The 12,484-nt window shown below is 67.8% G+C and carries 12 protein-coding genes; 7 read left to right on the top strand and 5 right to left on the bottom strand.

The features are described from left to right. Window positions 1-68 precede the first annotated feature (68 nt). Window positions 69-785 (bottom strand): FadR/GntR family transcriptional regulator, encoded by a 717-nt coding sequence (locus tag ACZ9CK_RS02355; RefSeq protein WP_426302186.1) that lies wholly within the window; start codon window positions 783-785, stop codon window positions 69-71. Between the two features lie 207 nt (window positions 786-992). Here ACZ9CK_RS02355 and ACZ9CK_RS02350 point away from each other — a divergent pair, with 207 nt between their 5' ends. The 5 genes from ACZ9CK_RS02350 to ACZ9CK_RS02330 all read left to right on the top strand — a co-directional run bounded on the left by ACZ9CK_RS02350 (window position 993) and on the right by ACZ9CK_RS02330 (window position 6,629). After that, the gene (locus ACZ9CK_RS02350; RefSeq protein WP_426302185.1) at window positions 993-2,462 is read left to right on the top strand and encodes a dihydrolipoyl dehydrogenase family protein; all 1,470 of its coding nucleotides are present in this window, start codon (window positions 993-995) and stop codon (window positions 2,460-2,462) included. Between the two features lie 69 nt (window positions 2,463-2,531). Continuing rightward, a complete protein-coding gene (locus tag ACZ9CK_RS02345; protein WP_476049129.1) occupies window positions 2,532-3,272 on the top strand; it encodes an ABC transporter ATP-binding protein in 741 nt (246 codons plus the stop codon). Then, window positions 3,269-5,305, top strand: coding sequence for a YhgE/Pip family protein (locus ACZ9CK_RS02340; RefSeq protein ID WP_476049128.1), 2,037 nt, complete (start codon window positions 3,269-3,271; stop codon window positions 5,303-5,305). Before ACZ9CK_RS02345 ends, ACZ9CK_RS02340 begins: the two co-directional genes overlap by 4 nt. After that, window positions 5,302-5,937 carry a TetR/AcrR family transcriptional regulator gene (locus ACZ9CK_RS02335; RefSeq protein ID WP_426302182.1) on the top strand — a complete coding sequence of 212 codons (636 nt, stop codon included), beginning with the start codon at window positions 5,302-5,304 and terminating at the stop codon, window positions 5,935-5,937. The genes ACZ9CK_RS02340 and ACZ9CK_RS02335 overlap by 4 nt, the downstream gene beginning before the upstream one ends. A gap of 83 nt (window positions 5,938-6,020) precedes the next feature. Then, window positions 6,021-6,629, top strand: a complete 609-nt coding sequence (locus ACZ9CK_RS02330; RefSeq protein WP_476049127.1) for a hypothetical protein — start codon at window positions 6,021-6,023, stop codon at window positions 6,627-6,629. Between the two features lie 46 nt (window positions 6,630-6,675). Here the strand turns inward: ACZ9CK_RS02330 and ACZ9CK_RS02325 are convergent, their stop codons facing one another. After that, window positions 6,676-7,599, bottom strand: coding sequence for an EamA family transporter (locus ACZ9CK_RS02325; protein ID WP_426302180.1), 924 nt, complete (start codon window positions 7,597-7,599; stop codon window positions 6,676-6,678). A gap of 73 nt (window positions 7,600-7,672) precedes the next feature. Here ACZ9CK_RS02325 and ACZ9CK_RS02320 point away from each other — a divergent pair, with 73 nt between their 5' ends. Beyond that, complete coding sequence (locus tag ACZ9CK_RS02320; RefSeq protein ID WP_476049126.1) at window positions 7,673-8,593, top strand: LysR family transcriptional regulator; 921 nt, start codon at window positions 7,673-7,675, stop codon at window positions 8,591-8,593. 71 nt (window positions 8,594-8,664) lie between these two features. Further along, entirely contained in the window at window positions 8,665-9,417 is a 753-nt protein-coding gene (locus ACZ9CK_RS02315) for a phosphatase PAP2 family protein (RefSeq protein WP_476049125.1), read from the top strand. On the opposite strand, the gene ACZ9CK_RS02310 is transcribed toward ACZ9CK_RS02315, so the two are convergent. The 3 genes from ACZ9CK_RS02310 to ACZ9CK_RS02300 form a co-directional block, all read right to left on the bottom strand. Then, window positions 9,386-9,913, bottom strand: a complete 528-nt coding sequence (locus ACZ9CK_RS02310) for a SixA phosphatase family protein (RefSeq protein WP_476049124.1) — start codon at window positions 9,911-9,913, stop codon at window positions 9,386-9,388. The two genes, ACZ9CK_RS02315 and ACZ9CK_RS02310, sit on opposite strands and share 32 nt — an antisense overlap. Before the next feature lie 69 nt (window positions 9,914-9,982). Next, complete coding sequence (locus ACZ9CK_RS02305) at window positions 9,983-10,852, bottom strand: winged helix-turn-helix domain-containing protein (protein ID WP_476049123.1); 870 nt, start codon at window positions 10,850-10,852, stop codon at window positions 9,983-9,985. A gap of 788 nt (window positions 10,853-11,640) precedes the next feature. Beyond that, entirely contained in the window at window positions 11,641-12,297 is a 657-nt protein-coding gene (locus ACZ9CK_RS02300) for a hypothetical protein (protein ID WP_476049122.1), read from the bottom strand. Between the last annotated feature and the right edge of the window lie 187 nt (window positions 12,298-12,484).

The raw sequence follows: 12,484 nt of genomic DNA, 5'->3' as shown, positions 1-12,484 counted from the left end.
GACGGCGGGCGCCCGTCACAGCTGCCCCCCCCCGTACCGACGTCGTGCAAACCGCGCCGGAGCCGGCCTCAGCGGCCGGCCACCAGAGCGGCGATCCTCTCCCGCAGTTCTTCGAAACGGGAAGCGAGCAACCCGCCGGCAGCGGCAGCGTCCCCCGCGGCAACGGCGTCGTAGATCTTCCGGTGCAGCGCCGCAACGGCCGCGGCATCTTCCTGTGAGGGGCCTGCCTCCAGCTGGATCCTGCGGTAGACCTTCCAAAAGACCCCCAGCAGTTGCTGCAGCAGATCGTTGCCGAGCGGTTCGAACAAGCGGCGGTGGAACTCTGCGTCGGCCGCGGCGGTGTGCCCGCCCGCCTGGGCGAGCTCCTCCATATGCTCAACGGACTCAGCCAGCCGGGCGAGCTGCCCGGGCGCGGTTGCCGCGACGGCGGCCGGCAGGAGCCCGGATTCCAAGGCCTCGCGGATGCCAAGCAGCTGGAGTGCATCCTCCCCGCCCTGCCGCAGGGACAAGCGGCTGCGGAACACGAGGCCGTCCGCGAAGGCGTCGAAATTGCTCGGGGCAACGAACATCCCGAAGCCGTGCCGGATCTCGATCACGCCCATCGCCTGCAGGACCTTGAGCGACTCGCGCAGCGTGTTGCGCCCCACCCCGAGGGACGCCGCGAGTTCGCTTTCCGTGGGCAGGGGATCGCCGGCTTCAAGTTCCCGTTCAAGGATCAGGTCCATGATGTCCGACTGCAGGGCCCTGAGCCGGGTCTGGGCGCTGTACCGCGCCTGCCGAACCATGCCGGATTCCACCCGTGCCCCCTCCCGAGACGGACGCCGTCCGGCCGGTCCGCAGGGACTGCCGCGAACGTTCCGGTGACGATGTTGAAGCGAGCTTAGTGCGCCGCCCCGCCCATCTCAAGACAATATCGGATGTCCCATCTCCGCCCGAGAAACAGCCTGCTGGCCCCGGATACCGCGGCGAAAGGACAGGCGTAGGCTTCTCTCATGACTGAGGAGCGCTCCCGGGAATTCGACGTCATCGTGATCGGTGCCGGAGCCGCCGGCGAAAACGTCGCCGACCGCGTCGTCCGGGGAGGCCTCACGGCAGCCATCGTCGAATCCGAACTGGTCGGCGGGGAATGCTCTTACTGGGCCTGTATTCCGTCGAAGGCCCTGCTCCGTCCGGGAACAGCCCTGCATGGTGCCCAGTCCGTACCCGGCGCTGCAGATTCCGTCACCAAGGTCCTGGACCCGGTGCCCGTGCTGAAGTACCGGGACTACTTCACGAACCGGTGGCAGGACGACGGCGGCGTCCAGTGGTTGACCGATACCGGGATCGAGCTGGTGCGCGGCGTAGCCCGCATCACCGGGCCTCGCGAGGTCCAGGTGGACGGCGTGGACGGCAACAGCTACGCGCTCAAGGCGCGGCACGCCGTCGTCATCGCCACCGGCTCGACCCCCATCATTCCGGACATTCCCGGCCTCCGCTCGGCCCCCTACTGGACGACGCGCGGCGCCACCTCGGCCCGCGAAGTACCGGAGCGCTTCGTGGTGCTGGGAGGCGGCGTTGCCGGCGTCGAAATCGCGCAGGCTTTTGCCCGGCTGGGATCGCTGGTGTCGGTGGTCGCGCGCAGCAGGCTGCTCAGCGCTTTCCCGGAGGAGGCGGCGGAGCTGGTTGCGGCCGGTCTGCGCGCCGACGGCGTGGCCCTGCACACCGGCACCGCGGTTCTCAGCGTGCGGACGAATGAACAGTCGTTCTCCGTCACGCTGGACGACGGCAAGGTCCTGGACGCTGACAAGCTCCTGGTGGCGACAGGCCGCAGGCCCGCACTGGACAATCTGGGGCTGGAGAGCGTCGGGCTCGTCGAAGCGGAGGACGACGGCGGCCCGCCGGCGTTGCGCATCAGCACCGATTCGACCGGTCTCGTGGAAGGTGCCGCGAGCGATGGAACCAGCGGGCTGTGGCTCTACGCCGCGGGCGACGCCGCGGGCACCCCGTTGCTGACCCATCAAGGGAAGTACAGCGCGCGGGCAACCGGCGACGCAATCGTCGCCCGGGCCGAAGGCAAGCTGCACCGCGCCCCGAGACCCTGGAGCAACGTCACCAGCACGGCGAACGAGCACGCGGTGCCCAGTGTTGTCTTCACCGATCCCGAAGTGGCCAACGTGGGCCTGAGCCTGGGCCAGGCTCAGGAACGCGGCATCCGGGCCGGCACCGTGGAGCTGCCCATCAACGTTTCGGGCTCGCAGCTATACGCGGAGAACTACCGCGGGTGGGCGCAGCTGGTGGTCGACGAGGACAGGCGCGTGCTGCTCGGAGCCACCTTCGCGGGACCCGGCGTGGCGGAACTGCTGCACGGGGCCACGATCGCGATCGTGGGCGAAGTGACATTGGAGCGCCTGTGGCATGCGGTGCCGTCCTTCCCGACGCTGAGCGAAGTGTGGTTGAGACTCCTGGAGAAGTACGGTCTGTGAGCTCTATTTGAACTGACTAGTCAGTTCAAATAGAATGGAGGTGACATCAGGCTCTCGAAAGGTCCATCGGTGCTCACCGCACAGGAACTCCAGATCAACGGCCGCCGCGCCGACCTCCTGCCGCCCACCTCCCTCGAGGTCAGCCGCGGTCAGCTTCTGCTCATCAGCGGCGACGGGCAGGAACAGCGCACCGCCCTCGCCCTCGCACTCAGCGGCCGGATGAAGCCGGGAAGCGGCCGGCTCAGCTGGGACGGCGCAGCCAAGACCAAGAGAATCCGTTCAGCGAGCGCACTGCTCGACTCCCCCGGCGTCAACGAGCCCGAACAGCACCTGAGCGTGCGCGACCTCGTCACCGAGGACCTTGCGCTCATCCCGCGCCGATACCGCGGCGCCCTGCTCAGCAAGCCCTGGCTCAAGGTGAACAGCTTCGAGGACATCGCCGGACTCTGGATCGAACAGCTCCCTCCGGCGCGGCGCCTTGAACTGCTGACCGCCCTCGCCCTCGCCGACCCCGCCGTCGACCTCCTGGTCTTCGACTCGCCGGACCGGCACAGCTCCGACCCTGCGGACTGGCTCCCCCGCCTTGAGCAGTTGGCGCGCGACGCCGGGCGGCCGCTCGCCGTCGCCGCGGTCGTTTCCGCCCTCCCGGACGGCTGGGACGGCGCCTCCGCCGAGATCGGCAACGCCATTCCGGAAACTGCCGAGGAACCGGCCGCCGAAGAAGAGCCCGACGACGAGCCCGCCGCCCCGGCGGCGGCGGACGATCCGGGTCCCTCCACTACCGACACCCTGCAAAGGACCGCAAAGTGACTGTTCTGCGGCTGGCCCGCTCCGAACTCAAGCGCATGACCGGCGGGCTGCTGCCCAAGCTGACCATCCTGGCGCTGACCATGGTTCCCCTGCTTTACGGCGCCGTGTACCTGTACGCGAACTGGGACCCCTACGGAAACCTGGACAAGATCGATGCCGCCCTGGTGGTGCAGGACGCCGGCGCCGCGTCCTCGGATGGCACCGAATTGCAGGCCGGCCGCAAGGTGGCCGATTCCCTGGTGGAAGGCCACGTCTTCAACTGGCAGCAGGTGGCCACGGCGGAGGAAGCGGACGCCGGGGTGCAGAGCGGCAAATACGCCTTCGCCCTGAAGATCCCCAAGGACTTCTCGGCCAACCTCGTCTCGCCGGGCAGCTTCGACGCCGCCAACCAGGCCATGCTGAACGTCACCACCAACGACGCCAACAACTACCTGCTGAGCACCATCGTGGACAAGCTCACCACTGCCGTGCATTCCACCGTGGCCAAGGAAGTGGGCGAGGAAACGGCCAACCAGCTCCTCACCGGCTTCGGCACCATCCATGCCCAGATCGTCAAGGCTGCGGACGGTGCGGCCAAACTGGCGGACGGCGTCGGAAAGCTCAGTTCCGGGGCAGCCTCCCTCCACGACGGCACCAGCCAGCTCCGCAGCGGCGCGGGCGATCTCGTCGCCGGGCAGACCAAGTTGCGCGACGGCGCGAAGCAGCTCGATGACGGGGCCGGCCAGCTCAGCGCAGGCCTCGGCGAACTCAAGGACAAGACCGCCGGCCTCCCCGCGGATACCAGGAAACTCGCCGACGGCGCCGCCCAGGTGGCCGCCGGAAACGCCCAGTTGAACGCGAAGGTGCAGGACGTCGTCGGGCAGCTGGAAGCGTTCGACGCCGGCGCGCGTGACCGCGTGATCGCGGCCAATGCCCGGCTCATGGAGGCAGGGGTCATCGACCAGGAGCAGGCGGACAAGATCCTGGCCGACTACGACGCCGCGGCGGGCTCCGCGCCGGTCGCCGACGCGAAGGCGAAGATCGCCGCCGACGCCGCGAAGATCCAGCAGCTCTCGGACGGCTCGGCAGCGGTCAGCGCCGGTGCCGCGAAGTTCGCCGCCGCAACCCCCGCCCTGACCGGGGCGATCGGCCAGGCCTCGGCGGGTGCCGATCAGCTCAGCGCCGGTGCAGCGACGCTCGCCGCCGGCCAGCAGACGGCCCTGAACGGCGCCTCCGCACTGGCGGATGGTGCCGCGAAGCTCGACGACGGCGCGGCCCAGCTCGCGAGCGGCGCCGCCACCGCCGCGGACGGTTCGCGCACCCTGGCGAACGAACTGGCCAAGGGTGCCGGCAAGATCCCGAACCCGGATGACTCCCAGAAGAGCGAAGTCTCCAAGGTGATCGCAGATCCTGTGGCCGTGAACAAAGTCTCGCAGGCCAAGGCCGGATCCTACGGTGCCGGGCTCGCGCCGTTCTTCCTGACCCTTGCCCTGTGGATCGGCGTGTTCATGCTGGTGCAGGCCATGCGGCCCATCACCCAGCGCGCCCTGGCTTCGAATGCGCCCTCCTGGAAGATCGCCGTGGGCGGTTGGCTGCCGTTCTTCGCGGTGTCCGTGCTGCAGGCCAGCATCCTGACCCTCGTGGTGAACTTCGGCCTGGGGTTGAACCCGGTGCATCCGGTGCTGATGTGGCTGTTCATGCTTGCCGCCGCGATGGCGTTCAGCGCGCTCATCCAGGGTGTGGTGGCCTTGCTCGGGACCCCCGGCAAGTTCGTGGTGCTGATCCTGCTGGTGCTGCAGCTGGTGTCCTCCGGCGGCACTTTCCCCTGGCAGACCACCCCGGAACCGCTGCATGTGGTGCACCAGATCATGCCGATGGGCTACGTTGTCACTGGCATGCGGCACCTGGTGTACGGCGGGGAGCTGTCGATGATCCTGCCCACCGTGCTCGGGCTCCTCGGCTACACTCTGCTGGGCGCGGCACTGTCCACCCTGGCCGTGCGCAAGCACAAGTACTGGACCCTGAAGACCCTCAAGCCGGAGATCGCCGTATGAGCACCGAGGACAGCACCGAGGACAAAGCCACCCAGCAGAAGCGGCTTCGCCCTGCACGGACCAACGCCACCAAGCAGCGCCTGTTCGAGGCGTCGATGGAACTGATCGGCGAGCGCGGGGCGGCCGGCGTCACGGTGGACGAGATCGCGGCTGCGGCCGGGGTGTCCAAAGGCACGGTGTACTACAACTTCGGCAGCAAGTCCGACCTGATTGCCCAGTTGCTGCGCCACGGCGTCGACATCATGCTCGAGCGCCTGCAGGGCATCGCAGACCCGGAGGCCGATCCCCTGGACGCCATGGAGGCCATGCTGGGCCAGGCCATGGACTTCATGGACGACTATCCCTCATTCGCCCGGCTCTGGGTCAGTGAAAACTGGAAGACGCCGAACGAATGGGGCCAGCTCTTCGCGGAGCTGCGTGCCGAACTGATTGCGGTGATCGGGGCGGCCTTGGAAAACGTGGCCCGGAAATACCCCGTGGACGGCCGTGTGGCGCGCGGCAGCCTGGAAGCGGCGATGTTCGGGGCCATCTTCGTGGTGGGCCTGGACCGCCAGACGTACAACCCGGAGCGCAGCAAGGAACAGGGTGTGGCCGCGGTGATGACCCTCATGCACGGCTACGTGCTGCGATAACGGTACGCAACTGCAATCTGCCGCGGCGTGGCGGGAGCAATGGCTACGGCGTCCGCTCAGGGATGATTGATGCCATGCGTCGTATGGGGAACAGTGGAAAGCTCGCGGTCATTTCCGCAGTGGTGGCCGGGGCCTTGCTGGTCCTGGCGGCGATCACCCTCGAAGAGTGGGTCCTGTTCATGTTCTTCGGGGCCGTGGTCCTGGGCTACCTGGCGTCGCTCACCCAGGTCCTCGCCCGGCGACGCTACCTGGTCCTGGCCTTGGCTTTCGTCGGGTCCACCCTGTTCATTGCCTTCGGCATCGCCTTCCTGCGCATGTGGGGCCTGGCCTTCACCCTGAGCGAGAACTCCCTGGGCAGTGCGGTCAGCAGCAAGGACTCGGACATCTACTTCTACCTCTCCCTCGCCGCCGGCGCCGCTTCCCTCGTGCTGCTCTTCGCCGGGGCCATCTGGCCCGCCCGCCGGACCGCTCCGGCGCGCCCTTCAGGGCGCAAGCCCGCCTCCCGCCCTACCCGCCGGCCCACCGGAAAGGCGGCGCCCGCGGCTGCCAGGCGCCCGGCGTCGGGTACTGCCCGGCGTCCCGTCGCAAAGGTGCCGCCGGCTCCTGCGAAGCGGCCGACGTCGGGAGCTGCGTCCCAGCCCAAGGCGCCCGCCAATCCGTCCCGGCAAAGCTCCTCCGCCCGGCGCCGCTGACCCAAGTAGCTCGCAGTTAATGTCGTTTTGAGCGCTCAAAACGACATTAACTGCGAGTCAGTTGGGGAACCTTCAGGGGTAATGCCTGCCGTCGCCGCTGCAGCACCGCGACGGCGACGCCTGCCAGGAGGATCAACCCGCCTGCCAGCTCGGCCGGCGTCGGGACCTCTGCGAGGAACAACCAGGCTGCCGTCATCCCGACCACCGGGACGAGCAGCGTGAACGGCACCACTGCCGATCCCGGGTACAGGCCGAGGAGCCGGTTCCAGATTCCGTAGCCGAGCAGCGAGGCGAACACGGCTGTGTAGAGGGCGCTGAGGATCGTGGCGGGCTGCAGCTGCGCGAGCGTCCCGAAGACGGAGTCCGGACCGTCGACCAGCAGGGACAGGGCCGCGAGCGGAATCGGCACCACGGCCCCGGACCACACCACCAGGCCAAGCCCGGAGGCCGCCTTGGCCTGGCGCGCGATCACATTCCCGATCGCCCAGGACAGCGCCGCGGCGAGCACGATCATCAGTGGCACCACCGGGGCCACGAGGCTCCGGCCGACGGCCACCACGGCCAGCCCCGCAACTCCGAGCACCACCCCGGCCAGCTGCCGCTTCCCCGGCCTTTCGCCGAGGAAGCGGGCGGCGAGCAGCACCGTCAGCAGCACCTGCGCCTGGAGGACGAGCGAGGCCAGCCCTGCGGGCATGCCCAGCGCCATGCCCAGGTAGAGCAGGCCGAACTGCCCGGCGCTCATGAAGAGCCCGACTCCGGCGATCGCTTTCCAGCCGACGTCCGGTTTGGGGATGAAGAAGATGCAGGGGAAGACCACCAGCACGAAGCGGATCGCGACGAACAGCAGCGGCGGGACCTCGGCGGTGCCGCCGTGCCCGTCGGAAGGGTGCAGGCCGACATCGATGGCGACGAAGTTGAGTCCCCAAAGGACGGCGACCAGGACGGCGAGGGCGGAGTGGCGTAGGTTCACGGTCCAACTGTCGCACTCCCCTACCGTGAAGCACCAGCGTTGAATTCTTCATGCAATCATGTACCGTTGCTTCATGATTGAGATCGCAGCACTGCGTGCCCTGGTCGCGGTCGAACAGCATGGCTCGGTGATCGCCGCCGCGGACATCATGGGCTTCAGCCCTTCCGCGGTGTCCCAGCAGATCAAGAAGCTCGAGAAGCAAAGCGGGGTGGCCGTCCTGGAACGCCACGGCCGCGGGGTGCTGCTCACGGACCGCGGCATGGCCCTCGCGGAATACGGGCGGCGGATCCTCGGCGAACTGGAGGAACTGCAGGCCACGCTCCTGGCCGATCCGACAAGGCCCAGCGGCGTGCTGCGTCTCGTGGCATTTTCCACCGCCTGCAGGGGCCTGGTGGGACCGATGCTGGGGAAGCTCGGCCGGGTATCGGGCGGCGACGGCGACTCCGGGCTGGACATCCGCGTCCTGGCCGAGGATCCGCGCGAGGCGGTGCAGCGCGTGGCCTCCGGCGAAGCGGACCTCGGGGTGGTCCACAACTGGAACTCGGTTCCGCTGCTCATCCCGGGGAACATGATCCACGAAAAGCTGTGCACGGACACCGCGGACGTGCTGCTCAACTCCGCGCACCCGCTGGCGGGGCGGTCCGCCGTCGAGGCTTCGGACCTGCTGGGCGAATCCTGGATCAGCACGCCCTCCAACGCCATCTGCAACGAAGCGCTGCTCGCGATCTTCGCCGGCCTCGGCCAGGTGCCGGACATCCGCATGTACGATCCCGATTTCTCCACCCACATCGCCATGGTCCAGCAGGGTGTGGCCGTGGCGCTCGTCCCGCGGCTCGGCCGGCCGGAGCTCCCCCGTGGCGTAGTGGCCGTGCCCGTGCGGAACCCGTCGCAGCAGCGCGAAGTGGGCATCGTCTACCGCAAGACCATGCGTTCCAGCCCCAGCATCCGGCACGTGGTGGGCCTGCTCCGGGAAGCGGCTGCGGAGCTCAACTAACAAAGGCCCCGCCCAGCCGGCATCCAGCAAGCTCCCCGCGTCCGCGCAGTTCGGCCGGGGATCATCGGACCATGCACCTTGCACTCCGGGAACGCGCCCGGCAACTTCCCGCGCCCCCGCCCGTGCCGCGCTGCTCCCAGCGGACGCTGTTTTTCTGGGCAGCAGGTCTCCTGCTGGCCGGCGATGCCCTGTTCTGGACCCTGTACGCCCAGGTGCAGACCACCTCTGGCCTCGTGCTGCTCGACGGTCCCGTCCACGACCTCGTCCTCGCAATCCGCGGCCCGTTCCTTACCGCCCTGTTCGGCGCGGTTTCCGCGGCGACGTCGCCCCTGTGGATGTCGGTGATCTGCGTGGGATTCTGCGCGGCCTGGTGGATCCGGCGCCGTGAACTGTGGCGCCCGGCCCTCCTGCTCTTCGCCATGGCCTTCACCGTGGTGGTCACCGGAGTGGTGAAGGAATGGGTGGACAGGCCGCGCCCGCCGGCCCGGGATTTCCTCCTCGGCCCGGACGACGCCCTGTCCTTCCCGTCAGGCCATACCGCGGGGACGGCAGTGTTCCTGTTTGTCCTCGCCTATTTCCTGGCGTCGCGTTCGGGCCAGCGTTCGACGGCGGTGCTCGCCCCGGCAGCAGCTCTTGCCGGCACGCTGCTGGTGGCCTTCAGCCGGGTCTACCTCGGCTACCACTGGATGAGCGACGTGCTGGCGTCGCTCGGGCTGGGACTGGCCGTGACCGCCGTCGTGGTGTTCGCGGACGCGGTACGCCGCGGTCCGGGCGGGGCTGCTTCGGGCGCGGCTATTTCGGGCGCGGGACGGCGAAGTGGGTGAGGCGGGCGTCCTGCCCGTCCAGCTCCGCCCAAGGCTTTTCCAGCTCCATGACCGTCAAGGCACTGGTGGGGTAATGACTGGCGGCATCCATGTACGCCTCATGGTCCGAGTCCCGGGAGGCGAGATGCATGGCGAGGTCCTGGACACCCGGCATATGCGCGAAGACCATGAGCGTTCCAACGGTGTCCGGCACGTGGTTGATGATGCTCAGCATCCGCAGCGCGGAGGCGGCATAAAGGCCGCTCTCAAGTTTCGGCGTCGGCGCCTTATCACCCAGTTCGCTGCACACCCAGGTGCAGGTCTGGCGGGTCCGTAGTGCCGAGGAACAGAGAATGAAGTCCGGAACGACTTTATGCTTCAGCAGCCACTTGCCTGCCAGCGGAGCTTCCCGGTGACCGCGCTCAGCCAAAGGCCGGTCGTGGTCCGGGACGCCCATCGGCCAATCGGACTTGGCATGGCGCATGATCACCAGGCGCTTGATGTGGTGCTCACTCATGCCCCAACTTTAGCCGCGGACGCAAGAACGCCCGCTTCCCTCAAGGGAAGCGGGCGCCGTCGTGCGTCGCTAGATCGAGTATTCCGGAGCGGCCCAGACGATGACCTCGGGGTGCTCGTAGAAGCGGTAGCCCTGGCCGCGGACTGTGCGCACGGTGTTGGCAAGGCGGCCCAGCTTGGAGCGCAGGCGGCGGATGTGGACGTCGATGGTGCGCTCGTTCGGCACTTCCTCGGCGTTGCGCCACAGGCCCTCGAGGAGTTCGTCCCGGCCCACGGTGCGGGTGCCGTTCTCGACCAGGTAGTTCAGGAGTTCGAACTCCTTGAAGGTCAGGTTCAGGGATTCACCGTCGAGGTGCACTTCGCGGCGGGCGAGGTCGATCAGCACGCCGGAGGGGCGGGCTTCCTGCTGCGGCTGCGGACGGACGGCCTCTGCGCGCTGGCGGTTGCCGACTGTGGGGTCACCGAAGGTGGAGCGGACGACGTCGAGAGCGGAACCCGGGGCGCTGGCCGGGGCAACCGCGACGGCGGCGTAGCTCTCGGCGCCGGTCACGAGGGACTGGGCGTAGGCGCGGATTTCCTGGGCGAGCTTGGCAATGGAGGTGCCCGCTGCCGCAGCGGTGTCCTCGTCAATACCCATGTAGAGCACGAAGCCGCGGGCGACGTTGTCGCCGGGGACGGGGCGGATCGCACGCTCGGAAGGCGCAAGGACCGGAGTGGGTGCGGTCAGGGGGGCCGCCTCGTTGGCCGGAACCGCCCGGAGCTGTCCGTAGGAATTGGGGTTGTAGCCCTGGGGAACGTAGCCCGGGGCCTGGCCTGCACCGGCAGGGCCGGGCTGGACGTAGCCGGGGCGACCGCCCAGGCCAGGGCGCAGGCCGGCGTTGGATGCCGCCTTGTTGGCGTTTCGAACAGAGATGTGGACGTATCCGGATGCAACTGACATGGGAGTGCTTACCTCAATGTGAATGGCCGTCATCGCGGCTTCGAATGCTTATACGGTCCCCGCAATGAGTTGGGGAAAGGCGCCCGACGTTGGGCAAGGGACGAATGCCTGGAACTTCTTGGGGTCGGAAGTTAGGCGTACATTCGACAACAGCTCATCGCGATGCCAGCGGGTGCGCTGGTCCCGATTGCTGCGGCTGCAGGTGCTGTTGAGTTCTTGTTCACATTTGAAGTGTGCAACGTAATAAAGGGAACTTGCAAGTAACAAAGCGCAGATCCGTCCACATCCTGAGACGGAAAGGACTATTGTGCGCCAGATCACAATTTCAGAATGTCCAAATGTGACCGACTTCGCTTCGTCACAATCTCAGTCTGAAGCGAAATAATCGAAGATTCTTCGCTCAGAATGGCCCTTTTGGAATCTTGACGCGAAAACTCCCGCCTTGCCTGAATCTCAAGATATGAAACATCTCTTGTCCAATCGGGATTCGGCGCGGTCCGAAAAATTTTCCCCGAATCGTCTGCTAGAAGCCCGGGAGAGGCTCTGGTACGGGTGGCTGGAGTGCCTGCAGTGGCTCATGGGAGGCACCGGAGAGTTTCCTGAGGCGTACTTGCTGGAACCGCCCCCAGGGCATGCCCGCAAGAGTGCGGCGGATTCCGCGGCATCATCCGGGCCGCCCGCTGACGCACCCGCCGGCTTTGGGCCGGCAAGTTCCGTACCGGGTGATTGATGCCGCGGAATCCGACGCCGGAAAACAGGAATGCTGCTTCACTGCTTCTGGCGGCAGCTCAATTGCTGGAAGTACCCGTGCCTCCGTTTCCGGAAGCACCCGTGCCTGGATCTCCGCCGGGAACGCCGGTGCCGGAATCCTGGACGCTCGATGTTCCCGTGACCAGCTGGATGGTCTCTGCCGTGTAATTCCCGGATTCCTGCAAGGCGGTGATTCCTACGGCGCCACCGCTTTGCACGTCCGAGATGTCCAGGGCACTCCCCTGGTCCTGGTTCATTCTGCGTTGCATGCCCTGCGTCACCACAAGGCCGCTGCCAAGGCTGTAGCTGCGGGTGAACCCGTCCTCGCTCTTGACCGTGATGGAGTCGTCCGAAACCGCGGTCACCGTGCCGGTCTGCGAAGCCATGTTCACATATTTCCCGTTCCGCAGGATCACATATTCGGAATGGACCGCTGCGGCCAGGCCACCGGTCCCCATGCCCAGGCCGTCCGGCGCAAAGCCGCCGCCATTCATGCCGAACCCGCCCGGCCCGCCTTGGGCCGGCATGCCGCCCTGCCCGGTCATGCCGCCGGAGCCCTGGGTTCCGGCGTCGGCTGCCGCGCCGGTGCCCGCGGCATAGACGCCGGCAGCGGTTGCTCCAGCGACGACGACGGCGACCCCTCCCGCGATCAGCCCCTTCTTCAGGGTCCACTTGCCGGGCGTGCCCCCGCCCAATGGGGTTCGCCCCGCACTCTGGGCGGGTGCCGGACCCCAGCCAGCGGACGGCTGCCCCGACGGCGGGGCGCCCCAGCCAGCAGAGGGTTGGGCCGCCGTCGGGAATTGTTCCGGCTGAACCGCTTGGAAGGGCTTCCGGGTTTCCGGCACCTGCGCGCGCTCGGCCGGCCCTTCGTGGCCCGGGGTT

The sequence above is a fragment of the Arthrobacter sp. TE26545 genome (assembly GCF_056279005.1).
This window is presented reverse-complemented; position numbering and strand designations above follow the sequence as displayed.

Bases quoted from the DNA above. Each gene is read 5' to 3' on its own strand.
- ACZ9CK_RS02320 (WP_476049126.1), top strand. From the start codon at position 7,673: ATGATTGAGATCGCAGCACTGCGTGCCCTGGTCGCGGTCGAACAGCAT.
- ACZ9CK_RS02335 (WP_426302182.1), top strand. From the start codon at position 5,302: ATGAGCACCGAGGACAGCACCGAGGACAAAGCCACCCAGCAGAAGCGG.
- ACZ9CK_RS02330 (WP_476049127.1), top strand. From the start codon at position 6,021: ATGGGGAACAGTGGAAAGCTCGCGGTCATTTCCGCAGTGGTGGCCGGG.
- ACZ9CK_RS02315 (WP_476049125.1), top strand. From the start codon at position 8,665: ATGCACCTTGCACTCCGGGAACGCGCCCGGCAACTTCCCGCGCCCCCG.
- ACZ9CK_RS02310 (WP_476049124.1), bottom strand. From the start codon at position 9,913: ATGAGTGAGCACCACATCAAGCGCCTGGTGATCATGCGCCATGCCAAG.
- ACZ9CK_RS02355 (WP_426302186.1), bottom strand. From the start codon at position 785: ATGGTTCGGCAGGCGCGGTACAGCGCCCAGACCCGGCTCAGGGCCCTG.
- ACZ9CK_RS02305 (WP_476049123.1), bottom strand. From the start codon at position 10,852: ATGTCAGTTGCATCCGGATACGTCCACATCTCTGTTCGAAACGCCAAC.
- ACZ9CK_RS02350 (WP_426302185.1), top strand. From the start codon at position 993: ATGACTGAGGAGCGCTCCCGGGAATTCGACGTCATCGTGATCGGTGCC.